Source organism: Bradyrhizobium sp. CCBAU 11386 (genome assembly GCF_028128955.1).
In the GTDB taxonomy this organism is placed as follows: Bacteria; Pseudomonadota; Alphaproteobacteria; order Rhizobiales; family Xanthobacteraceae; genus Bradyrhizobium.
The window spans coordinates 1-22316 of sequence record NZ_LBKA01000245.1 but is presented as its reverse complement, the minus strand read 5'-3'; the positions used below and the strand labels follow the sequence as shown (position 1 = coordinate 22316).

The 22316-nt window shown below is 65.4% G+C and carries 23 protein-coding genes and 1 pseudogene; 9 read left to right on the top strand and 15 right to left on the bottom strand.

The window, feature by feature from the left end:
• Positions 1-25 precede the first annotated feature (25 nt).
• Positions 26-1006 carry a Bug family tripartite tricarboxylate transporter substrate binding protein gene (locus XI09_RS28980; RefSeq protein ID WP_271569874.1) on the top strand — a complete coding sequence of 327 codons (981 nt, stop codon included), beginning with the start codon at positions 26-28 and terminating at the stop codon, positions 1004-1006.
• A gap of 7 nt (positions 1007-1013) precedes the next feature.
• Here the strand turns inward: XI09_RS28980 and XI09_RS28975 are convergent, their stop codons facing one another.
• From XI09_RS28975 to XI09_RS28950, 6 genes are read right to left on the bottom strand one after another with little or no spacing between them, the layout of a single operon-like run.
• Positions 1014-1823, bottom strand: coding sequence for an ABC transporter ATP-binding protein (locus XI09_RS28975; protein ID WP_271569873.1), 810 nt, complete (start codon positions 1821-1823; stop codon positions 1014-1016).
• The gene (gene rutD / locus XI09_RS28970; protein WP_271569872.1) at positions 1820-2611 is read right to left on the bottom strand and encodes a pyrimidine utilization protein D; all 792 of its coding nucleotides are present in this window, start codon (positions 2609-2611) and stop codon (positions 1820-1822) included. The genes XI09_RS28975 and rutD overlap by 4 nt, the downstream gene beginning before the upstream one ends.
• Positions 2612-2644: 33 nt before the next feature.
• Positions 2645-3445 (bottom strand): ABC transporter permease, encoded by an 801-nt coding sequence (locus XI09_RS28965; RefSeq protein WP_271569871.1) that lies wholly within the window; start codon positions 3443-3445, stop codon positions 2645-2647.
• Position 3446: 1 nt separating this feature from the next.
• Positions 3447-3833 carry a pyrimidine utilization protein C gene (gene rutC, locus XI09_RS28960; protein WP_271569870.1) on the bottom strand — a complete coding sequence of 129 codons (387 nt, stop codon included), beginning with the start codon at positions 3831-3833 and terminating at the stop codon, positions 3447-3449.
• Positions 3830-4564, bottom strand: coding sequence for a pyrimidine utilization protein B (rutB, locus tag XI09_RS28955; protein WP_271569869.1), 735 nt, complete (start codon positions 4562-4564; stop codon positions 3830-3832). Before rutB ends, rutC begins: the two co-directional genes overlap by 4 nt.
• 5 nt (positions 4565-4569) lie before the next feature.
• Positions 4570-5583, bottom strand: coding sequence for an ABC transporter substrate-binding protein (locus XI09_RS28950; RefSeq protein WP_271569868.1), 1014 nt, complete (start codon positions 5581-5583; stop codon positions 4570-4572).
• Between the two features lie 139 nt (positions 5584-5722).
• On the opposite strand from XI09_RS28950, the gene XI09_RS28945 reads away from it, so the two are divergent.
• From XI09_RS28945 to XI09_RS28935, 3 genes are all read left to right on the top strand, one after another.
• On the top strand, positions 5723-6643 hold the full coding sequence (locus XI09_RS28945) for a LysR family transcriptional regulator (protein WP_271569867.1): 921 nt from the start codon (positions 5723-5725) through the stop codon (positions 6641-6643).
• A 118-nt stretch (positions 6644-6761) separates the two neighbouring features.
• Positions 6762-8033 (top strand): DUF2157 domain-containing protein, encoded by a 1272-nt coding sequence (locus tag XI09_RS28940; RefSeq protein WP_271569866.1) that lies wholly within the window; start codon positions 6762-6764, stop codon positions 8031-8033.
• Positions 8030-8635: a GDYXXLXY domain-containing protein gene (locus tag XI09_RS28935; protein WP_271569865.1), complete on the top strand. Its 606-nt coding sequence runs from the start codon at positions 8030-8032 to the stop codon at positions 8633-8635. Before XI09_RS28940 ends, XI09_RS28935 begins: the two co-directional genes overlap by 4 nt.
• A 97-nt stretch (positions 8636-8732) precedes the next feature.
• Here the strand turns inward: XI09_RS28935 and XI09_RS28930 are convergent, their stop codons facing one another.
• Complete coding sequence (locus XI09_RS28930; RefSeq protein WP_271569964.1) at positions 8733-10103, bottom strand: aminotransferase-like domain-containing protein; 1371 nt, start codon at positions 10101-10103, stop codon at positions 8733-8735.
• 161 nt (positions 10104-10264) lie between these two features.
• Here XI09_RS28930 and XI09_RS28925 point away from each other — a divergent pair, with 161 nt between their 5' ends.
• Entirely contained in the window at positions 10265-11125 is an 861-nt protein-coding gene (locus XI09_RS28925; protein WP_271569864.1) for a DMT family transporter, read from the top strand.
• A gap of 10 nt (positions 11126-11135) precedes the next feature.
• On the opposite strand, the gene XI09_RS28920 is transcribed toward XI09_RS28925, so the two are convergent.
• The gene (locus XI09_RS28920) at positions 11136-12077 is read right to left on the bottom strand and encodes a LysR family transcriptional regulator (RefSeq protein ID WP_271569863.1); all 942 of its coding nucleotides are present in this window, start codon (positions 12075-12077) and stop codon (positions 11136-11138) included.
• A 93-nt stretch (positions 12078-12170) separates the two neighbouring features.
• Here XI09_RS28920 and XI09_RS28915 point away from each other — a divergent pair, with 93 nt between their 5' ends.
• Positions 12171-13013: an NAD(P)H-dependent oxidoreductase gene (locus XI09_RS28915; protein WP_271569862.1), complete on the top strand. Its 843-nt coding sequence runs from the start codon at positions 12171-12173 to the stop codon at positions 13011-13013.
• A gap of 124 nt (positions 13014-13137) precedes the next feature.
• Here XI09_RS28915 and XI09_RS28910 read toward each other — a convergent pair whose 3' ends face one another.
• The 3 genes from XI09_RS28910 to XI09_RS28900 form a co-directional block, all read right to left on the bottom strand.
• Complete coding sequence (locus XI09_RS28910) at positions 13138-14346, bottom strand: EAL domain-containing response regulator (RefSeq protein WP_271569861.1); 1209 nt, start codon at positions 14344-14346, stop codon at positions 13138-13140.
• A 285-nt stretch (positions 14347-14631) separates the two neighbouring features.
• Complete coding sequence (locus XI09_RS28905; RefSeq protein ID WP_271569860.1) at positions 14632-15057, bottom strand: hypothetical protein; 426 nt, start codon at positions 15055-15057, stop codon at positions 14632-14634.
• 336 nt (positions 15058-15393) lie between these two features.
• Positions 15394-16557, bottom strand: coding sequence for a hypothetical protein (locus tag XI09_RS28900; protein WP_271569859.1), 1164 nt, complete (start codon positions 16555-16557; stop codon positions 15394-15396).
• A 342-nt stretch (positions 16558-16899) separates the two neighbouring features.
• Here XI09_RS28900 and XI09_RS28895 point away from each other — a divergent pair, with 342 nt between their 5' ends.
• The gene (locus tag XI09_RS28895; protein WP_271569858.1) at positions 16900-17523 is read left to right on the top strand and encodes a helix-turn-helix domain-containing protein; all 624 of its coding nucleotides are present in this window, start codon (positions 16900-16902) and stop codon (positions 17521-17523) included.
• A 54-nt stretch (positions 17524-17577) separates the two neighbouring features.
• Here the strand turns inward: XI09_RS28895 and XI09_RS28890 are convergent, their stop codons facing one another.
• The 4 genes and pseudogenes from XI09_RS28890 to XI09_RS28875 all read right to left on the bottom strand — a co-directional run bounded on the left by XI09_RS28890 (position 17578) and on the right by XI09_RS28875 (position 20059).
• The gene (locus XI09_RS28890) at positions 17578-17826 is read right to left on the bottom strand and encodes a hypothetical protein (protein ID WP_271569857.1); all 249 of its coding nucleotides are present in this window, start codon (positions 17824-17826) and stop codon (positions 17578-17580) included.
• Positions 17827-17923: 97 nt separating this feature from the next.
• Positions 17924-18301 carry an Hpt domain-containing protein gene (locus XI09_RS28885; protein ID WP_271569963.1) on the bottom strand — a complete coding sequence of 126 codons (378 nt, stop codon included), beginning with the start codon at positions 18299-18301 and terminating at the stop codon, positions 17924-17926.
• Positions 18302-18457: 156 nt separating this feature from the next.
• Positions 18458-19156 carry a Crp/Fnr family transcriptional regulator gene (locus tag XI09_RS28880; protein WP_271569856.1) on the bottom strand — a complete coding sequence of 233 codons (699 nt, stop codon included), beginning with the start codon at positions 19154-19156 and terminating at the stop codon, positions 18458-18460.
• Between the two features lie 191 nt (positions 19157-19347).
• Positions 19348-20059, bottom strand: a pseudogene (locus XI09_RS28875) (Crp/Fnr family transcriptional regulator).
• Positions 20060-20561: 502 nt separating this feature from the next.
• Between XI09_RS28875 and XI09_RS28870 the strand changes: the two are divergent.
• Positions 20562-20981: a response regulator gene (locus XI09_RS28870; RefSeq protein ID WP_271569962.1), complete on the top strand. Its 420-nt coding sequence runs from the start codon at positions 20562-20564 to the stop codon at positions 20979-20981.
• 418 nt (positions 20982-21399) lie between these two features.
• Positions 21400-22316, top strand: a 917-nt coding sequence (locus XI09_RS28865) for an Hpt domain-containing protein (RefSeq protein WP_271569855.1), incomplete at its 3' end; no start/stop codon positions are given.

The window sequence follows — 22316 nt, the reverse complement described above, 5'->3', positions numbered from 1 at the left end:
ACAAGAACGTACCGAGGAGGGGACCGTGTTTCACATTGCAAGGCGCCGCATTCTGGCCGTGCTGATGGCCGCGACTTTCGCCGTGCTGCCGCTGGAGGCGAGCGAAGCCGCCTATCCGGAGCAATTGATCAAGATCATCGTGACCTTCCCGCCCGGTGGCAGCGCCGATACCGTGATCCGTGCGCTCGAGCCGTTGGTCACCGCCGAACTCAAGCAGAGCCTGGTGATCGAGAACCGCGCAGGCGCTGGAGGCAACATCGGCATGGCCGCGGTCGCGCAGGCGAGGCCGGACGGCTACACGCTCGGCGTTGCGCCGGCCGGCGCGCTGACGGTGAACCCGCATCTCAATTCGTCGATGCCGTTCGAGCTGAAGGATCTCGCGCCGATCACGCTGCTTGCGGAAATTCCCTTTGTGCTCGTCGCCTCTGCGAACATACCTGCGCACAGCACGGCGGAGACGATCGCGCTCGCCAAGGCAAAGCCGGGTGCGCTGTCGATCGGACATGGCGGCAATTCGACGGCCATGCATCTGACGGCGGCGCTGTTCACGCAGAAGGCGGGCATTGCGATGGAGCTGGTTCCGTACCGGGGGACCGCGCCGGCGACGGTCGATGTCCTTGCCGGCCATGTCCCCTTCGCGGTGCTGGATATTCCCGCATCGAGGCAACTGATTCTCGAAGGCAAGCTCAACGCGATCGGCGTCTCCTCGGCGCGCCGCCTTTCATCCCTGCCAGATGTGCCGACGCTGGCCGAGACCGGCATTGCGGGTTTCGAATCGGTGGGCTGGTTCGGGCTGGTCGCGCCGGCCGGCACGCCCGCCGACATCGTCGCCAGGCTGAACGAGGCCTTCACGAAAGCCCTGAAGGACCCGTCGGTGGTCGAGAAGATTCGGACCCTCGGCGCAGAGCCCTCGCCGACGTCGCCGGAGCAGTTCGGTCGCTTCATTCAAAGCGAAAGCACGAAATGGGGCAAGCTCATCAGCGAGGCCGGCATCAAGGCGAACTAGTCCGATGTCACGCCACCCCCACCGGCATCTCCAGATCAGCCCAGATCCTCGCAAAATAATCCTGGAACGCCGCGTCCGTCCGCAACGCCGCCGGATCGCGGCCGGTGCGTGGCAGGTCGATCACGTGCCACGCGCGCACCGTCGCCGGGCGTGCGCTCAGCACCAGCACGCGGTCGGCCATGGCGATGGCCTCGCCGATGTCGTGGGTGACGAGAATGGCGCTCTTGCCGCGCTCGGCGATGATGCGGGAGACGTCGGCCTGCATCAAAAGCCGGGTCTGGAAGTCGAGCGCCGAGAACGGTTCGTCGAGCAGGATCACCTCGGGATCGAAGGCGAGCGTGCGCATGATGGCGACGCGCTGGCGCATGCCGCCGGAAAGCGCTGCCGGCCTGGCGTGCTCGAAGCCGGCGAGCCCATAGGCTTTGATCAGCTCCAGCGCGATCTCGCGCGCGCGAGCCTTGGGTGTCTTTCGGACTTCCAGCCCGAGCATGACGTTGTCGAGCACGCTACGCCACGGCAGCAGCAGGTCCTTTTGCAGCATGTAGCCGACATGCCCGGCGGCATCGTCGACGCGGCGCCCGCCGACCTCGACATGGCCGCGGGTCGGCCGCAATAGCCCGGCAATGGCATTGAACAGCGTGGACTTGCCGCAGCCGGAGGGGCCGACGATCGCCAGCGTCTCGCCGCGGCGCAGCTCGAAATCCACTTTCCGGATCGCCTCGACCGGCCGGCCCTGACCATCGAAGGTGACGCCGACATTCTCGGCGCGCAGCACGATCGGCGCGGCGTCGGAAAGATTCTGCGCGAGCGCATTCATCGATCCACCTCCCTGCAGAAATCGAGCAGCGTGTCGTTGAAGACTTTTGGCGTAACCACGCTGAAGGCGTGCGCGCCCCAATCGACCTCGTGCACGCGCGCATCAGGAATGGCGGCGGCGAGCTCGCGGGTGAGATAGGCCGGCACCAGCGCATCGTCCTTGGCGGAGGACAGCAGCGTCGGCACGTTGATGGTCGCGAGGCGCCTGCCGCCCTCGAACGCCAGGAACATGTCGATGCGCTCGTTCATCGTCGCGACGGACGGGAAGTGCTTCAGGATGCGTTCCTCCTCGGCATCGAGATGCGCGATATTCTCGGAGATCCATTGCGGCGGATAGAGGAACAGCGGCTGCGCCCTCACATAGGCCTGCGGGCCGGACTGATTGAGCAGTGCCTTGCGAATCTCGAAGCAGCGCCGCAGGAACGGGTCGGCACGGCCCCAGCCATTGACGACGACGAGACTGCGCAGGCGTTTGGGGTGACGCAGCGCAAGCTCGATGCCGACAATGCCGCCGATGGCGTGGCCGACCACATGCGCGGCATCGACGCCGGCGTGGTCGAGCACGCAGGCGATGTCGTCGGCCATGCCGGCGATGCTGCGGCAACCAGGAGCGCTGCGGCCGGTACCGACGTGGTCGTAGAGAATGACCTGGTGGCGCTCCGCAAGCGCATCGAGCTGCGGCGCCCAGAACGAGCCGCTGCCACCCATGCCGGCCGAGAGCACGACCGGCGTGCCGCGCCCGTGAACCTCGTAATAGATATCGGCGTCCTCGCCGCGTGCAAAAGCCATGACGTCCCAGCTATTGAAGTGACTTGAATTGGATCAGGAGAGCAGGCGCCGCTCGATCAGGTCGATCGCGCCGTACATCAAGAGCGCGACCACCATCAGCGTCGCGATGCCGACCCAGACGGCGTTGAGGTCGTAGAGGACGCCGGCGTAGTAGATCATGTAGCCGAGGCCCTCCTTGGAGGCGATGTACTCGCCGACGACGGCGCCGATCAGGGCGAAGCCGACATTGAGGCGGAAGGCTGCGACGATCCACGGCATCGCGCCGGGCACGATGACGGTGCGCCAGGTCTTCAGCCGGCTGGCGCCGAGCGAGCGCAACAGCTTGACGAGGTCGGTATCGACCTCCTTGGCTCCCTGGAGCGCGGTGATGACAGCGACGATGAAGGTGATGATCGCGGCGATCGCGATCTTCGAGGAGAGGCCGATGCCGAACCAGACGATGATCAGCGGCGCCAGGGCGATTTTCGGCAGGCCGTTGAGTGCGACGAGGTAGGGCCGCAGCACCGCGGCGCCGGTCGGGACCAGCCACAGCGCCAGCCCCGCCGCGCTGCCGAGCACCGTTCCGATCAGGAAGCCGGCGATCGCCTCCCAGGCGGTGAGCGCTGCGTCGCGCAGCAGCTCGCCGCTGCCGATCAGCTTGCCGGCCTTCGCGATGATGCCGCTGGGCTGGCCGTAGAGATAGACGGCGATCAGGCCGAAGCGGATCGCGAGCTCCCACGCCGCGAGCAGCGCCACCAGCAACGCGATCTGAAGCAGCGCGATGCGCAGCGCGGACGGCAGCTTGAAGCGTGTCCCGCCCGTCACCGCGGCCTGGCCGGCGTCGAGCACGGCCACCTCACGACCTCTTGTGCGCGATCGAGGCGATCTCGACGAGGCATGCGGGCTTCACGAGGCCGCACTGGATGCAGTAGCGCGCCGGCTTCTCGCCGGGAAAATACTCGGCATAGACCTTGTTGACCGCGGCGTAGTTCGCCCAGTCGGTGATGAAGATCGAGTTGAAGGTAACGTCGGCGAGGCTCGAGCCCGCTGTTTCCAGCACGCGCTTGATGGTCTCCAGGATGTGCCGGGTCTGGCCGGCGGCATCGCCCTGATGAACGACGTCGTTGTTCGCGTCGAAGGCCAGCGTGCCCGAAACGTAGATCACGTTGTCGGCCATCATCCCCGGCGAGAACGGGGCGATGGGCGCGTGGGTGCCCGGCGGAATAATGGCGCGGTCGGTCATGGCGTATCCTCTTTGGCTGGAACGGCTTCGGTCTGGGCAAAGGCGCGGCGGAAGTCGCTCGCAGACGAGACCCAGCCGAAGAATGTCTCGATGTTGAAGACGGAGGCTTTCTGGATGTAGTCGGGGCCGGCCTGGTGCGTCGCGTCCTCCAGCATCACGCCGAAATATTCGAGGTGGAAACCGTCGCGCAGCGTCGATTCCACGCAGACATTGGTGGCGATGCCGCAGAACACGAGATTGCGGATGCCGCGGGCGCGCAAAATGCTGTCGAACTGGCTGTTGAAGAAGCCGCTGTAGCGCGTCTTGGGCACCACGATGTCGCCGGGCTTCGGCTGCAACTCGTCGACCAGCGCGTAGTCCCAGCCGCCTTTGGCGAGCAGCTTGCCTTGCAGCTCGGGCCGCTTGCGCATCGTCTTCAGCGCGTTCGACTTGTGCCAGTTCGGCGAGCCCGGCCCGCCGGCCTCGACGTAATCAGCATCCCATCCATTCTGGAAGAAGATCACCGGAACGCCCGCGCCGCGCGCGACCGTCAACACATCCTGGATCGCCGTGATCGCGGCCTTGGCGCCGGAGATGTCGAAACCTGCGAGGTCGAGATAGCCGTTCGGCGAGGCGTAAGCGTTCTGCATGTCGACAACGACCACAGCGGTCTCGTCGACCGCGAGGCGAAGCGGCTCGGGCCGCGCCGGCAGCGTGACGTAGCGCGGCTCGCGCGCGGGAGAGGTATTCACTATCATCACGCCAGACCGAACTGCCTGGTCGCCTGTTCGGCGAAACGGTTGTCGACCATCTGGGCGTAGGGAAGGACGGATTGCACCGCGCCGCCGCCCTGCTCGAGCTGCATCGCACGGTCCCATTCGTCCGCGGAGATGGTCGGGTTGCGCGGGATAGCGGTCTTCGAGCCGAAGAAGTTTTTCGTCGCGCTGGCGACGACGGATGGCGTGACCTTCGGGAAATACTTTTCCGCGACCTCGGTGAAGACCGCGTTGTTCTCGTGCATCAGCTTCTGCGCTTCCGCGATCGCGTTGCAAAAACCCTGCACGGCGGCGGGATTGCTCGCGATCGTCTCTTCCGTCGCCATCGCGGTGGTGAAGCAGAGCGGGCCGAGCACGTCGGCAAAGGACAGCACGGGCACCAGGCCGAACTGCTCGGCGGCGATGCTGACGTCCCACTCGAAGGCGGTGGCGATGTCGGCGCGGCCGTCCTTCACCGCGGCGGCCTGCGCGCCGGGCGGCAGCTCGAGGAAGGTGATGCCCGCTTCCTTCGGGTCGAACTTGCCGACGGTCTTGATCGCGAAGGTCGGCACCTGGATCGTGGAGGAGGGGAATTTCAGCGTCGCGATCGTCTTGCCGCGCAGATCGTCGATCGTCTTGATCTTGCTGTCGGGCTTGGCGATGCCCCACATCGACACGCCGCCAACGATCTTTGCGATGTTCTTGATCTTGCCGCCCTCGCGGACCGCGTTGACCGACATACCGGGGCTGGTGACGCCGATCTGGCCGCGCCCGGAGAGCAGGATCGGCACCGGCAGCGCGATGCCCCCGGCGGTGGAGAGGTCGGCGTCGAGGCCGTGCTTGGCGAACAATCCCTTGTCCGCGGCGACATAGAGCGAGTTGTACATGCCGAGCCGGAGCGCCTCGGCGATCGCCATCTTGGTGCCATCGGCGAATCCCGGGGTGCTGAGACCGGCCAGCGGCGCCGTCGCCGCTCCCAGCAGCGAATATTTTATGAGGTCGCGTCTGTTGATCACGTCCCAGTCCTTTGACTTGTCAGAACAGTGGGTTACGCGCTGTTCTGCCTAATTGTTGATCGTCCCCGGTCTTCGCCCAAAATCCTTGCATTGGAGAATTTCATTAACAATCCGGAATAGAGAGATATATTTATAAGCCATGCTGATAGATCAGCTCGACCTCAAACAGCTCCGCGCTTTCGTTCGCGTCGTCGAAACCGGCAGCTTCAGCGCGGCGGCGCGCGCGCTCGGCATGTCGCAATCCGCCGTCAGCCAGGCGGTGCGCCAACTCGAGGAAAACTTGCGGGTGCGGCTGCTCGACCGCACCACGCGAAAACTCCAGCTCAGCAAGGTCGGGGCGGATTTCATGCCGGGCATCCAGCGCCTGCTCGCCGATCTCGATCGCCAGCTCCAGGATCTGCGCGACCTGCGCGAACATCGCCGCGGTCACGTCACCGTGGCCTGCGTGCCGTCGGTGGCGTTGCGGCTGATGCCGCGCGTGCTCGCCGCGTTTCAGCGCGAGCATCCGATGGTCGCGGTGACGCTGAAGGAGATTTCACGGCACCAGATCTTTGCGGCGCTGCGCGGCGGCGATGTCGATCTCGGCATTGCCAATGTCCCAGGCGACGATCCCGAGCTCGACGCCTCGCGCCTGCTCGTCGACAATTTCGCGCTGGTGATGCGACGCGATCATCCGCTCAGCGCGCGCGATGCCGTGAGCTGGGCGGAGGCGTCGAAAGCAGGCCTCGTGGTGATGGCATCAGGCACCGGCATCCGCCTCGAAATCGAGCGCGGTGTCGCCGAGCTTGGTCAGGGCACGCCGATCCATGAAGCCGAGCATCCGGCGACGTTGCTGGCGCTGGTCGAGGCCGGTGTTGGCGTGGCGCCGCTGCCGAGTCTCGCCTGGCCCGAGGCCAGCCATCCCGTGCTCACCTGGCGCAAGCTGGTCGATCCCGTGATCGAGCGTGAGCTCTATCTGCTCTGGCGCATCGGCCGCGATCTCTCGCCGGCCGCACGCGCGCTCCAGCGCGGCATTCTCGCGGGTGCGCAGGCGATCCGCGAACGGAGTCTGGCCGGCTGATTGCGCAGCAATCGACAACCCGGTGTCCCGTAGCCGGAGCAGTGATAGGTTGAACCTGCTACCGTCGCGGCCCGACCAACAGCATCCCGCCGGGCCGGGAGCGAGGTGATCCACGACGATGTTCGACAGAACCTACCGGCAGCGCCTCGAAGCTGATCTTGCGCAATGGGAAGCCGACGGCGTGATCGCGCCGGCGGCCGCCGTCTCGATCCGCAATGCGCTGCCGCCGCTCTCGCCCGGCATCAACATCGCCGTGGTCGTCGGCATCGTCGGCGGCCTGTTGATCGCAGCCGCATTCCTCGCCTTCGTCGCGGCGCACTGGACGGAGATCGCGCGGCTGCTGCGGTTCGCGATCCTGATTGCCGGCATGGTCGTCGCAGGGGGGCTTGGGGCGTGGTTCGCCAGCACGGGTCGCACGGTTCTCGCCGATCTCTGCGCCAGCATCGGTGCGATCATCTTCGGCGCGGGCATCGCGCTGGTTGGGCAGATGTATCATCTCGGCGAAGACTTCGCCGGCGGCATGCTGTTGTGGTCGATCGGCGCGCTTGCCGCGGCGCTGCTGACCGAATCGCGCGGCGCGCTTGCGGTCGCCCTCGTGGCCGCCTGCATCTGGACCTGCATGCGGATTTACGACGCGCCGGACGCGCAGCATCTTCCGTTCGTGGTGGTGTGGCTCCTTGCCGCCGCTCTGGCCTTTGCCTGGAATTCCCGCGTCGCGGCCCACCTCGTCGCGCTCGCGGTGCTTCCCTGGTGGATCGCGACGTCGTTTCGCTTCGAATTCGACGGGGCCCAGCCGTCATTCGTGCTTGCGAACGGCGCGGCCCTGCTGTTCGGCGCCGGGCTCGCGATCGCGGCCGCACCGTCGCCGAGGGCGTTGCGGCTTGGGGCCGTCCTGTCGATCTACGGGGCGTTTTCGCTGGCCGCCGTCGCGTTCCTGGAGGTGACGACGGTCGACGACATCATCCGCTTCCGGACCGGCACTGCGCCAGCTCAACCGATTTGGGCCATTCTGTGCGGGGGTGCCGGCGTGATCCTTGCCCTCGCGTCCGCCGCAATCACCCGGCGCGCAGGAGAAGTCCTGGCAGGATGTTCAATCGGGCTCGTCCTGCTCGCGGCGCCGCTCTGGCCGGCATCCACGGCCGGCGAGCCCTGGTTCGCTTATGCCGCGCTGCTCTGCGCCATGCTGTGCCTCGTCGTGTCAGGCATGCTCGACGAGGTGCGTCCGCGGATCGTTGCCGGCTGGCTCGGGATCGCCGGCGTCATCGCCGGCATCACCTGGGCGGTGAAGGGCTCGCTGCTGCGCCGCTCGGCCTTCCTTGCGGCGGCCGGAATCGTCGCCGTCGCATTTGCAACCGCGCTCAATCGCGCGCTGCCGAGGACCGGGCGATGATGGAGATGGTCGCATCCGTTACAAAACTCTGGCAGCGCATCCCGAAAGCCGTGCTGTTCGGCGTCGCCATCCTGCTTCAATGCGCGCTGCTCGTCCTGATGGTTGCCGATCGCATGCAGATCCTGCGCGATGGCCATGAGGTGACCTTGCAGACGCAGCCGGTCGATCCTCGCGATCTCCTGCGCGGCGATTATGTCGTGCTGCGCTACGACATCTCGCAGCTGCCGGCAGGCGCACTCGCCGGCAAGCCCGCCGCCGAGCGCAATACCGTCGTGTTCGTCAAGCTCGTGCCCAATGCCAACGGGCTTTACGAGGCGGTCTCGGTGTTCGCCGAGCCTGTTCCTGTCACGTCTCCGGAAATCCTGATCCGCGGCCGCGTCAGCTATTCCTGCGGTTCGCCAAGCCCCATCTTCTGCGATAAGCTGACCATCAAATACGGTCTCGAAAGCTATTTCGTGCCCGAAGGCGAGGGCAAGAAGCTCGAGCAGGCCCGCAACCAGCAGAAGCTGCGGGTCGTCGCCGCGGTGCTGCCCTCGGGCCGCGCCACCATCAAGCGGCTGCTGCTCGACGGCGAGCCGGTGTACGAGGAGCCGTTGTACTAAAGCGCGATGAGATTGGGATGAATCGTCATCGCGCTTTAGATCATTGTTTGAGCATGATCTTTTCGGAAAACCGCTGCGCACTTTTCCGGATCATGCTCTAGCGGTCGATCTGTTTCGCCTTCAGCGCCCGCCGCAGCACGTCCCACATCCTGGGATCGCTCATCTGCGCTACGTTGAATCGCATGAGGTGCGATGCCGTCTGCGACACGCTGAACACGTTGCCCGGTGCGAGCACGACGTTCTCCTCGAGCGCCGCGCGCGCAACGGACGTAGCATCCTGTCCGCCCGCGAGGCGGCACCAGAGGAAGAAGCCGCCGCGCGGCACAAGCCACGGCTCGATGCCCAGCGCCTGGAGCTTGCGTGCCACCTCACGCCGGGCGCGTGTGAGCCTTTGCCTGAGCTCGTCCATGTGCTTGCGATAGCTGCCGCCGGCCAAGACACCGGCGATGATGTCGGTCGCAACCGGGCTCGGGCCGCCAAAACTGGTTGCGACCTGGAGATCGACGAGATGCTCGATCCAGTCGGCGCGCCCGGCGATGTAGCCGCAGCGCACCGAGGCCGACAGCGTCTTGGAGAAGCTGCCGATGCGGATCACGCGATTGAGGCCATCGAGTGCGGCCAGGCGCGGCGAGCGTTCCGGCTCGAAGTCGCCAAAAATGTCGTCCTCGATGATGGTGAGGTCGTGTGCCGCGGCCGCGGTCAACAGCCGGTGCGCGATCTGGAGCGATAGCGTCGCGCCGGTCGGATTGTGCAGCGCTGAATTGGTGATGTAGAGCCGTGGCCGCTCGCTGGTGAGGATCTGCTCGAAGCGCGCGATATCCGGACCCGACGGCGTGTAGGGCACGCCCACGATCTTGGCCTGATGCGCGCGCAACAATGCGCTAAAGTTGAAGTAGCAGGGATCGTCGACCAGCACCGTGTCGCCGGGGCGAAGCAGGAAACGGCAGACGAGGTCGGTCGCTTGCGTGCCCGAGCCCGTCAGCATCAGCTGGTCGACCGATGCCTCGATCGCGTCTTCCGCAAGGCGCGTCAGCAGCAGCCGGCGCAGTGCGAGCGAGCCCGAGGTCGAGCCGTAATTGGTCAATACGCTCGCGTCAGTGCGGGCGAGTGCGCGCGCGGCGCGGCGCAAGGCCTCTTCCGGCATCCACTCCGGCGGCAGCCAGCCGCAGCCGGGTTTGAGCACGCTTTCGTCGGCATCGAGCGACTGCCGCGAGACCCAGAACGGATCGACCGCACGGTCGCGGCGCGGCTCGACCTCGGTCAACGCAAGCGGCGGCGTGACGGTCGGCGAGACATAAAAGCCCGAGCCGCGGCGGGGGCGGATCAGGCCCTCGGCGGCGAGGCGATCGTAGGCCTCGACGACGGTGGAGGGCGAAACACCCATCGTCGCGGCAAGGCTGCGGATCGACGGCAGGCGGTCGCCGGCCCCGAGCGCGCGGCCCGCGACCTTGGCGCGGATCGCGCTCATCACGTCAACGGTCCGGGTGCCGCCCCGGCCCTTCGGTTGCGCCCAATTGTCCAAGGTGTACTGCCTTCTATACCCATACAGTTTGGCTGGATTGTACTGGATTGTGGCTGTTCCTGCTACCGGGGAAGGCCGAGTATCGCCGCCCAAAAAGCGAGGCGGATATGCAGTCTGTGGGCAGCGGCTGGGGCAACGGGCTTCTCGGCGTCATCATCTTCAGCGGCTCGCTGCCGGCGACGCGCGTGGCGGTCGGCGGCTTCTCTGCGCTGTTCCTGACGTCCGCGCGCGCGGTCATCGCCGCGCTGATAGGTGCGGCCGTGCTCGGCCTGCTCCGTCAGGCGCGGCCGCAGCGCAACGATCTCGCCTCGCTTGCCATCGTCTCGATCGGCGTGGTGGTCGGCTTTCCCCTGCTGACGGCGCTTGCGCTCCAGCACATCACCTCCGCGCATTCGATCGTTTTCATCGGCCTCTTGCCGTTGTCGACCGCGATCTTCGCCGTGCTGCGCGGCGGCGAGCGGCCGCAACCCTTGTTCTGGCTGTTCGCGATCCTCGGCAGCGCCACGGTGGCCGGCTTTGCTCTCTCCAACGGCGGCGCGGCGTCAATCACCGGCGATCTGCTGATGGTCGCCGCGATCGTCTTGTGCGGGCTCGGCTATGCCGAAGGCGCCGCTTTGTCGCGCCGCCTCGGCGGCTGGCAGGTGATCTCCTGGGCGCTGCTGCTTGCGGTGCCGCTGATGGTGCCGGTCGCGATCCTGACCTGGCCGTCGACATGGAGCGGCATCACTGCGCCGGCCTGGATCGGGCTCGCTTACGTCTCGATCTTCAGCATGTTCGTCGGCTTCATCTTCTGGTACCGCGGCCTTGCGATCGGCGGCATCGCGCGGGTCGGTCAATTGCAGCAGCTCCAGCCGTTCTTCGGTCTCGCGCTCGCCGGCTTGCTGCTGCACGAGCCGGTCGCATGGAGTATGATCGCCGCGACCGCGCTCGTGGTCGCCTGCGTCTTCTTCGCGCGGCGGTTTGCATGACGACACCCCATCAGGTCTGCTTGCCGCCGGGCAGCGCCTTTTCGATCCCGGGCAGTCGCGCGATCTGCTCGGCGAGGAAGTCGACCAGCAGCCGCACCCGCGCGATGCCGGACCGCTCCGGCACGATCAGCATGTTCAGTGGAACGGGAGGCGGCGAATAGTCCGGAAGCACGCGTTCGAGTCTGCCGGCGGCAAGAAGGTCCCCGACCAGCCAGAGATGGGCCGGCGCAATGCCGCGACCGGCAGCGAGCGCCTCTCGTGCGGCAAGCCCGTGATCGACACGCAATCGCCCGGACAAAGGCACCGCATGGCGGCCGCCGCGGCGCCCGTGCAGCACCAGCACATCGCTGCCGGCGATGTTGGACATCCCCACTGCCTCGTGTTTGGCGAGATCTTGCGGGCGCGCGGGCCTGCCGCGCATGGCCAGATAGTCGGGTGAGGCCACAAGCACCCGGCGCGACCGGCCAAGAGGCTTGAGCTTCATCGAACTGTCGGTGAGCGGGCCCAGGCGGACCGCGACGTCGACACCTTCGCGCATGAGGTCGATCCGTTCGTCCGTCAGGCTGAGATCCACTGATACGTCCGGATAGCGGTCCTGGAAGGCGAAGACAAAACGGCTGACGTGGAGAACGCCGAAGGCCGCCGTGCAGGAGGCGCGTACCGTCCCGGCAGGCGCGCCGCGCGTGCTGCGTGCCTCTTCGCCGGCCTGCTCGACAAGGCGCAGGATCTGTACGCAATCGGCGTAGTAACGGCGCCCCTCGTCGGTCATGGTCACCCTGCGCGTCGTTCGCGTGAGCAGCGGCACGCCGACCGCTTGCTCCAACTCCCGAATGTGCCGCGTGACGGTCGACTGGCCGAGACCGAGCTCGCGTGCCACCGCGGGTAGGTTTCCCCGCTCGGCGACCCGCACGAAGCTGCGCATGCGATCGAGCGAAACCTCCAATCTATCCATTTTTCGGCATAATCCTATCCATTGCCGATATCTAGCGGATTGCGGCCCGTCGGGCTAGTTGCTGTGCGAAATCATCAATCATTGGTGCTGATCATGAAAGTGTTGATCGTCTTCGCTCATCCCGAACCGCGCTCGCTCAATGGCGGGCTGCGCGATGTTGCCGTCAGGTCCCTCGAGGCGCAGGGCCACGAGGTGCGGGTGTCGGATCTTTACGCCCAGCGCTGGACATCGGATGTCGATCGCGCGGACTTCCCCTCGCTGCCGGCGGACACGCGACTTGCGCCTGCCGCCGCATCCAAGCAGGCGTTCGAGGCCGGCACGCTGACCGCCGACGTCAAAGACGAGATCGAGAAGCTGCTGTGGGCGGATGTGCTGATCCTGCAATTCCCACTGTGGTGGTTCAGCATGCCGGCAATCCTCAAGGGCTGGGTCGACCGCGTGTTCGCCTACGGCTTCGCGTACGGTGTCGGCGAGCACAGCGATAAGCGGTGGGGCGACCGTTACGGAGAGGGGACGTTGGCAGGCAAACGCGCGATGCTGATCGTGACGGCGGGCGGCTGGCAGGAGCATTATTCGGCACGAGGGATCAACGGGCCGATCGACGACCTGCTGTTCCCGATCAATCACGGCATTCTCTATTATCCGGGATATGAGGTTCTTCCGCCGTTCGTGGTCTATAAATGCGACAAGCTTGACGAAGCCGCTTACCAGGCGGTTGCCGAAAGTCTGCGCGAGAGGATGCGAACACTTGCGACGACCTCGCCCATTCCCTATCGGCGCCAAAATGGCGGCGACTACCTGATTCCGGGCATGCAGCTCCGCGCGGGGTTCGAGCATCCCGCGGCGAGCGGCTTCGCGCTTCACGTCGAGCGGGCCGAGTCGCACGGCTCGCGTGCCGAGCCGCAGCCGACGGATGTTCGCGCGGCAACTGCCTAGGTCTGCGAATTGCCTTGCATGACGGCGAACGCGTGCGGGATCACGATACCCGCACGCGGTGCGCCGGAAAAGCTTCGACGCAATCGATCATGCACGGGCGCGAACTTGATCGCCGCGAACGCGCTCACTCCATCACCGTCTTCGTCAGCGTGCTCCTCGCGAATTTCTTCAGCGGCATCGGCTTGCCGAACAGAAAACCCTGCACGAGGTCGAAGCCGATCTCGTTCGCGGCGACGAGGTCGGCGCGGCTCTCGACGCCCTCGGCGATCGTGCCCGCACCATAGCCCTGCGCAAGCTCGACGATGTGACGGCACACCGTGCGCTTGAGGCGGTCATTGCCGCTGCCGGTGACGAAGTGCCGGTCGGCCTTCAGCTTGATGAAGGGGAGCTTGTTCAGGTCCATCAGCGACGGCCAGTTGGCGCCGAGATTGTCGATCGACAGGCCGATATTGTGCAGGCGCACTTCGCGCGCCACCTCGCCGAGGACATCGAGGTCGCGGATCGCCTCCTCGCTGTCGATCTCGATCGTCAGTCCGCCGAAGGCCGGATGCGTCGGCATGCGACGGCAGAGGTCGCGCACGGCCTGCGGCTCCTTCAGATACGAGGCCGGCAGGTTGATCGAGAGGTCGACTGGGCTCTGCTGCTCCAGCAGATAGTGCCAGTCCTGCACGGCGCGCTCGATCACGAATTCCGAGAGATCGCGCAGATGCGGATCGTGTGCCTCGGGAACGAAATAGGCGGGCGGCACCACGCCCCAGGTCGGGTGGCGCATCCGCACCAGCGCCTCGGCGCCGCTGCGGATCAGCGTCCGCGCGTCGATCTTGGGCTGGTACCACAGCTCGAGCCAGCCGGCATGCAGGGCCTCGCCGACATGCACGGCCGGGCTCGGCGCCGGCTCCTCCGGCAGCAGCATCGCGACGCGCTCGCGCAGCGTCTCGGCGGCAAAGGGCGTGGTCAGCGGCGGCAGCATCGCAAGGCCATATTCCTCGCCGACCTGCTGCACGGCCCTGACGATGATCGACTCGCGGGCGCCGACGGCGAGAACCTTGCCGTCGAAGGCCTCGCGCACCAGCGTCTGCAGAAATGTCCCGGGCTCGATGCCGTCGGCGGCGATTCCGAGCAGGATCAGGTCCGGCAATTCGCTCGTCAGCACGGTTTGCAGCTCCTCCGCGCTGGCGCATTCGGTCGTGACGAAGCCGAGATCCTCCAGCACCTCGGCGAGGAAAGCACGCAGATGGCGCTTGCCGTCGGCGACGCAAGCGCGCGGCGTTACCTTTCGCCGCCCGAAGGTTTTGGGCCTTCGTCCGGCGAGTTCTACAATTTGATCGTTCATCTCAAGCCACTCCCGTTCGGCGACGGTGTTAGCGATGGGAGCAGTTTCAAATATGGAGGGCTTCAGTCGATTGTCGGATTATCTGGGTAACGTTAAAGCCCTCATCATTCCTAAAATTGTTCGGATCTCGTTCGAGAAGTCTTTACGTCTGACCGCGTGTGACGGACGCATGACACGGTCATCGCGAGAGATTTTTTGAAAGCTGCGGCCGGTGCGAGAGCAAGGCCGGTGTCCTGCAATTGGACGACGCCGTTCGCGCTTCGCCCAATTGAATAACGATGGTCTTCAATTGCCTGTGGCCTTGTCGTGCTGAGCCATGCCGACCGCCTTGTAGTCATAGGTCGGATAGAACTCGGTGCGGTACGCGCCCCACGCGGTATCCTCGATGACGCGATTGACTTCGCGCAGTCGCGAGGCCGGCAGCCGCAGCGTTATCACCTGGCCGATGCCCATCATCACGTACCAGCTCACGACCTCGATTCCGGGCGGCGGAAACGCCTTGCGGAATCCCTGCTTGTCGAGCTGCGCATTCAGCTCGTCGAGCGGGCGGGACTGGTCGTGCTTGAAGAAGACGGTGAGCAGCACCGCGTTGTCGGCGGTCGGCGCGGCATTGCCTTGCGGCGGCGAGGTCTGCGCCATCGTTGTCGATGTGAGCGCCAGCGCGCCCGCAAGCAGGGCCGCCATCGTCAATATCCGTCGGTTCGATCTCATCGCGAATTCCTTCCCAATGTGCACGCAGTGCACCGGAGAATAGGAGCGACGGCTACGGCCGAAGAACTCATTTTCGCGCGATGCGCGCAAGTTCCGCCTCCGCTCGTGACGGTTCTGCGACAATGCGCGCGGCCGCGACGGCGCAAGTGTGAAACAGATCACATGCGGCTTGCTGCACCTGCGCTATTGCTCCAGGCAGCCGGTGGTGGGCTGTCGAGGATCGCAGCAATGACGACGCGGCGAATATTGTATTGGTGGTTCAGGTTCGTGCTGTCAGGGCGATTTCTCGATCGCTTCCTGTGCCTGCCGCGCGCGCATTGATTGCGCGGCCGGATGTCAGGTCTGTCCGATCAATTTGCGAAACGCCGCCGCGCCGTCCTGCACGGCGTCGCGTCCCTTCCAGGCCAGGTAGGACAGCTTGCCGCCGAGCGTATCGTGGCTGCGTAGCCGGCGCGAGCCGAGAATGTGTCCGACATTGTCCGGGAAGCGGCTCACCTCGGCGGCCACCAGCGCCGCGATCGCGTCCATCAATTGCTGGAGGCGGACGCCCCATTCGCAATGTTCGATGCCGTCGATGCGGACCTTGAGCGCATATTCGGTGTCGTAGATTTCGGCGAGCAGGTCGCGGGCGACCAGCACCCGGTTGTGCCGGAGCGCGATCCTGAGAGCGAGGCGCTTGTCGTCGAGCCGGTCGAGCACCATGGCAACGACGCAGGCATAGGGCGTGGCGGCGACGTCGGCCGCGCTCTTGCTCGCGGCGGCCCTGGTGGCGAGGCGCACCAATTGCCAGGACGTCTTCAGCCGCCGCGCCACCAGCGCCAGCGCGAAGGGCAGCGCCTCGGGATGAGCCTTCTTGAAGGCATCGAGCTGCGCGGTGATCTGGGCGACCTGGCCGTCGTCGAATTTCGCGATCTTCTCGGGCAGCTTTTCGTTGAACTTCGGCAGCGCGGCGCCGGCGCGCAGCACCTGCTGCATCTTCTTGACGTCGTCGAAGGCGCTGCGCGAAGCCGTGTATTGCGCGAGCTTGCCGCGGGCGAACTCGGTGCTCTCCACTGATGCGAGGGTGTTCTCGAGGACCTTGACGACCTTGGTCTGGAAGGTCGACGCGATCTTCAGCACTTCCTTCGGGTTGTTGGCGGCGACCTGGTCGTTGATCGCCTTGATGTAGTCGCGCGCCATGGTCGGCAGCAGGTCGCGGCAGATCCACTCCCAGATCGGGGTGAGGGTGTTGCGCGAAATTCGCCCCATATTGGCGTGCTCGGGTGCGCCGTCGATCAGCAGCAGCTCGAGCGGCGCGAAGAAATAACGCGAGGGGCTGGTGGCGCGCGCCTGGGTCGATCCGTCCTTGCGAAACTCGGCGCGCAGGCGGGCCTGGACGTCGGCCGAGCCGGGCATGTCGATGCCGCACAGCTCGAGCCGCTCGAGCTCGCTGAGCAGACAGCTGCGTGAGAGCGGCGTCAGCCGCTGCAAGAATTCCGACAGCCGATCGATCTCGTTCATGGCACGCAATCTTCCGCAACGATTCCAGCAAGCCTACCGGCCCAATGCATGGAGGCATTTGCGCGCTCTCAATCGGATCTAGAGAAGCAAGTCGCCGTTAATTTATCCGTAAAATCCGGGGGCGGCGGACGACCGTCTGTGGAGACGGCGGTTAAGGAGGCTTCGGCCCCGTTTGCCCGGGATTTGGGCGAAATTCTCAACCTTTGCATGGTCAAAGTCGGCTTCGTGCAAGCATAAATTGTGCCGATGTCGGCATTTCAGCGCAAAACTGCCAAAATTACCGTAGTCTTACGGAGCAAAAAGTTAACCACAGATCGGCCCGGGTTCCGCTAAACAGGTCACATGGGGTCACAGAACGATACGGCGACCGATTCGGGGCCGTCGGAATGGTACGAAAGCAGCACTGCTCCGGCTGAAGAGCTCGATTTCGTCCGCCTGAACGCCGCCCGCGCCAAGGCCGCCGACGAGATGGCCGCCGCCATCGCCCGCGAGCTCAACGGCCCCCTGACTGCGCTCCTGCTCTACATGGGTGAGATCAAGCATCACAGCGATCAGTTCGCGCCGGTTACGGGCGACCGTGCCTATTTGCAGCGGGTGGTGGAGAATGCGCTGACGCAGACCGAGCGCGTTTGCGGCCTGGTCAAGCAGCTTGCCGGTCCCCACAAGGGCGACTCGCCGATCCCGTCCCGGATCGAGGACGCCGAATCGAAGGCCGCCCGTGTGCCGCAGCCGCAGCGCGTGCCGAGCGCCGAATTCCTGGGCCTGTCGGGCCAGAAGCGGCTGACCAAGCGCGAGCGCGAGGTACTCCGGCTGATCAGCGAGGGCTATTCGAACAAGCAGGGTGCGCTTCGGATGCAGATCAGTCCGCGCACGTTCGAGAGCCATCGCGCCGAGGCGATGCGCAAGCTCGGTGCGCGCAACACCGCGGACCTCGTCCGCGCAGCGCTGCTGCATTCGATCGATTGAGGTTCTTGTCTTGCGCCGCCGGTGGCGGCGCGGGGCCGGAGAAGCCGATCGCGTTCAGAAATAGTCTTCGGAGAAGGGACGCGCGCGCGAGATGGGGCGCGGCGGTTTGATCTCTTCCTTCGGCGCGTTCGGAATGATCGTGATGGTCCAGCGGGGAGGGATGCTCGATTCCTGCTCCAGCACCGAGCGCACGAAGCCAGTCACCGTCGACTCGCCAGCCCTCACCGTCGCCATCCGGCCGTTGAACTGTGCGATGCGAAAGCGACGGACCTCCTTCTGGTCCACAGTCTCGTAGGTGAACATGGAAACCCTCCTGGTTTCCCGCGACTATCGCCAGCTATGATTAGCCATCTGTGAAAATCCCAAACCGTAGAAGTACGGCGGGGTTGCGTAGGTCTCGTTATGCCTGCGGCTCCTGCGCGCGCGCGGCGGCGTAGGCGGCATCCATGCGCTCCAGGAGATCACTGAATTCGGCCTCGCCGAGCGTCTCCGCGGTCTTCTCCAGCCGCAGCGCCAGCGCCGCGAGCCGGACATAGCCGAACGTCCCGGCCGCGCTCTTCAGCGAATGCGCTTCGCGCGCAATTTTTGTGGGGTGCTGCGCGAGCGAGAGCGTGCGGAACAGTTGCAGGCGCGCGCAGGTCTCGCTCCAGAACACGGCGCGCACTTCGCCGGCGCCGTCCTCGCCGATCTCGCGCACCAGCGCCGCGTACGCGCCCGGCTCGCGCGCGGGCTCGGCATTGAGCGCTTCCTGCGCAGGCGCAACGGTCATTTCAAGCATGGCTTTGCCTGCCTTGATCACGGTTCGTTTGTCGCGCGGCGCGTCCGGCGCGAGGTTCGGCCCGTGTCTACGGCATTTGAATTTCAGTTCCGGTAGCAGGACGGCGGGTGTTTGCAGGCCGGCATTAGCTGCAGGTTTACCACGCGACGGCGCCGGTCAGCGCTGGCCGAGCAGGCGGTCGTACTGGGCCTTCACGGTGGCGTAGCATTCGCACGCGGTCTGGCGCAGGCCGTCCAGGTTCAGGATCTGGATGTGCCCGCGGCTGTAGTGGATGAAATTGGCCTGCTGCAAGGTGTTGGCGACCAGCGACACGCTGTTGCGCCGCGCCCCGATCATCTGCGCCATGGCCTCCTGGGTCAGCAGCAGCCGGTAGTCGCCCGACAGATCATGGGTGTGCAACAGGCAGCGCGATAGCCGCGATTCCACCGGGTGGGCGGCGTTGCAGCCCGCGGTCTGCTGGACCTGCGCGTAAACCGCCAGCCCGTGGCGCGTGAGCAACGCCCGCAGGGTGCCGCTCTGGTCGGCCGCGATGCGCAGCCGGTCGAGATCCATCACCGACGCGACGCCGGGAATCAGCATGATTGCCGTGTTCAGCGCGCATGTATCGCCCATGGTCGAGAGCGTGCCGAGCAGGCTGTCGCGGCCGATCATGGCGACCTGCACGTGCTCGCCCTTGGCGAGCTTCACCACCAGCGAGATGACACCGCGGTGGGGAAAGAAGGCGCGCTTGAGCGTCTCGCCGGCCTCGACCAGCACGGCCTCGTGCGGCAGATCGACCGTGCGCAGGTACGGGCGGATCAACTCATAATCGTCCGCCGACAGCGCGGACAGGAAACCGTTGGAGGGACGCGCCATCGTTTCCAAAGCTGCCTCCCGTCTCGTCAGGCAGGGACTTGCGAGAGCGAATTTGCCGATCCCGGCACGGGTAAGCTCCATCATGTTCCCGTCGGGATATATAGGCAATTGAGACAAGATGTCCGGGTGCGGCGTCACCCCTGCGACGCTGTGTGCACCTCGGCATGCAGATCGGCCGCGTCGAGCTCTCGTCACCGCGGCGCTCCGAGCAGGCGTGAATGGAAGGCCTTGACCGTCGCATAGCAGTCGCAGGACGTCGCCTCCAGCGCGCGCAGGTCGATGATTTCGATCTGCCCGCGGGTGTAGCGAATGATGCCAGCCCGCTGCAGCGCATGCGCGACGAGAGAAATGGCGTTGCGCCGCACGCCTATCATCTGTGCCAGCGCCTCCTGTGTCAGCGGGAGGATCGCGCTGTCGGAGAGGTCGTGGGCCCGCAAGAGCCAGCGCGTCAGCCGGGCCTCGACCGGGTGCAGCGTGTTGCAGAGCAGCGATTGCTGCGCATGTGCGAGCAGAACCTGCTCATGACGCACCATCAGACTTCGAAACGGGACGCTCGCGGCGGCGATCGTCCGGAAAGCCGCGATTTCAAAGCATGGAAGCCGTGCCGGGGAAGAGCACGACCGCGTCCGTCGGCGCGACGCCGTCGGCAAGCGCCGCGCCGCCGCCCACGACGCTGTCGCGCCCCAGCATCGCGATCTCGATCATTTGTCCTTCGGACAAGCCCAGCGTGATCGAAACGGATCCGCCGTGCGGGAAGTAGACGTATCTCAATGCGGCGCCCGCCTCGCCCAAGACAGATTCCCTGACCATTTCGACTGTCGCGAGATGGGGGCGCAGCAGGTTGAAATCCGCCGCATCGAGCATTTGCAGCAACTGATTGGGCGGGGAGCCGCTCGCGGTCATGCAGGATCAATTCCGGCGCGTTCAATCTACGATCGACGCCGCGCCCGTTTCGTCGGTCAAATTGCACGGCAATAGAGCATATTGTACAGGTTGTGTAGCTGTCCATATACCCGTTAGAGGGCAGACAGGCTGCCGCATTTACGGCGGAAATAAGTACTGCGCGCTGATTCGCTCGGGAACTTTCGCGCCAGTCCTGCGAGGGTGCGCAGGAAAAAGCGGCAGGGGGGCCTTCATGACCGGCAGCACTGTATCCGCGCTGCGATCGGACGCCGGTCAGTCCGCGCAGCCTCGTCTATCGGACGAGCGGTTACAGCAACCGGACATCGCTCCGAACCATGGCGCCGCATGGCTGCAGATTTCGCATCCGTCGTTTTCGTTTTCCTGGCTCCGCCAAAGATGTTTGCGACTGTCAATTCTTCGATCCCAACCAGAGGAGAAAGGCGTGCCCCACGGTTCAATTATTGAATCGCCGAAACTGGAAGCTCAAACGGGGACAGAAAGTCTGCACCATATTCTCGTTGTCGACGACGACCCGATGGTGTGCATGGCCATCGAGGTCTATCTCCAGCGAAATCATTTTCGGGTGACGATTGCCGAAGGAGGCGAGGTCGGACTGCGCGCCCTCGAACACGAGCATTTCGATCTGATGATCATCGACATCTTCATGCCGCACATGCGCGGCTTCGAATCGATCAGGATCTTCCACGAGCGGGCGCCCACCATTCCGCTGATCGCGATGTCCGGCTACGCTTTCGCAAATCTGAATTCACCCGCTCCCGATTTCCTCCGGATGGCGCTCGAGCTCGGCGCGGCACGCTGTCTGCGCAAGCCGTTCACGCCGCACGCGTTGCTCGCCGCCATCAAGGATTGCCTCGCGGAGCACCGTTCCGATGACGTTGCCTCGGCCGCGCGCCTGGGTTAGCGCGGCGCAGGCCGTCGTGGCGGCGGGGTAAGCATCTGTTTACTACAAACGCGGGCCTTGCGGATCCCGGCAGGGCACGACGCGACGGTCGCGAGAGCGCTCCCGATCGCGGCCGATCGGCTTCGATCCCACGCGGGCCGTGCATATCGTCCTTCACGAGCAGGACTTTTCGCGCGCGTCGTCTCGGCGTTATCGGCGCGTTTACCTAACGCTTCCTTTCGTGACGGTTCGGGGCCGGTTTTGCCGAAAATCGCTGCCGCGTGCGGCCGACCCGCAAAGTTCTCTTCAATATCCGTATTAGCACGGAGGATGAAATTAACGGGACCGTGAAAGGGGATGTCTAACGATCCACGCGCGGACTTCCGTCGATGCCAAGCGTGGCTCAGGCGCCGAAGCCCAGCTCAGTAAGGCGTAGCTCATGGATGATCTGTTGCGGGAGTTTTTGACGGAGACCAGCGAGAGCCTGGACACCGTCGACAATCAGCTGGTGAAGTTCGAGCAGGAGCCGAACAACGCCAAGATCCTGGATAACATCTTCCGCCTGGTCCACACCATCAAGGGTACGTGCGGCTTCCTCGGCTTGCCGCGTCTGGAAGCGCTGGCGCATGCCGGCGAGACGCTGATGGGCAAGTTCCGTGACGGCATGCCGGTGACGGGGCAGGCGGTGACGGTGATCCTGTCCTCGATCGACCGCATCAAGGAGATTCTGGCCGGCCTCGAGGCGACCGAAGCGGAGCCGGAGGGTACCGACCGCGATCTCATCGACAAGCTGGAAGCGATGGTCGAGCAGGGCATGGCCGCAATGTCAGGCTCGGCGCAGCCGATGCCGGCGGCGGGTGCTGCTGCTCCCGTTGCCGACGCCCCGGCGCTGGCGCCGGAAGCGCCGGCCGCCGCCGCACCTGCGCCGGCCAAGGAGATGACCACGGGGGCGCTGATCGACCAGACCCTGGAGCGCCCGCTGCGCCCGGGCGAAGTGTCGCTCGACGAGCTGGAGCGCGCCTTCCGCGAGACCGCCATTGAGGCGCCGGCCCCCGCGCCAATTGCCAAGGCTGAACCTGCACCGGCGCCGGTCGCGGAAGCCCCGGCCCCTGTCGCCAAGGAAGCTGTCAAGGAAGCTGCGAAGCCCGCCAAGGAGAAGGCCGCGCCGAAGAAGTCGATGGCCGACGAGGGCGCCTCCGAGGGCGACCGCATCGCCAACCAGTCGATCCGGGTCAACGTGGATACGCTGGAGCATCTGATGACCATGGTCTCGGAGCTGGTGCTGACCCGCAACCAGCTGCTGGAGATCAGCAGGCGCAACGAGGACACCGAGTTCAAGGTGCCGTTGCAGCGCCT